Genomic DNA, 266 nt, shown 5'->3' on the forward strand with positions numbered 1-266 from the left:
GAGCTCTACCGTACGCTCAAGCTTGGGCCGTATGCCTATCTCCGCAGCTGGACGCCGTCGCGCATCTGGGACGAATACTCCACCGCCATCTTGATAGCGCTGGCGGCTGCCGCAGCTTTTGTCCTGCATTCGTTTCGAGCTCAGCATCTTGTTCGCGTGCGGACAAAGCAGCTTCAGGACGCCATGGAAGAGCAGGAAGCCCTTTCCAAGGCGCTCAACGCGCTTACAAAGCGTTACGAAGCCTCGAAGCGCGCCTATTCGGTCGC

1 pseudogene is annotated in these 266 nt (G+C 59.4%); it reads left to right on the forward strand.

Going from position 1 to position 266, the window contains the following annotated elements:
- A pseudogene (locus tag H6A60_RS13225) lies at positions 1-266 on the forward strand (sensor histidine kinase); the annotation flags it as partial.

Source organism: Sutterella massiliensis, assembly GCF_016899755.1.
Lineage (GTDB): Bacteria > Pseudomonadota > Gammaproteobacteria > Burkholderiales > Burkholderiaceae_F > Sutterella > Sutterella massiliensis.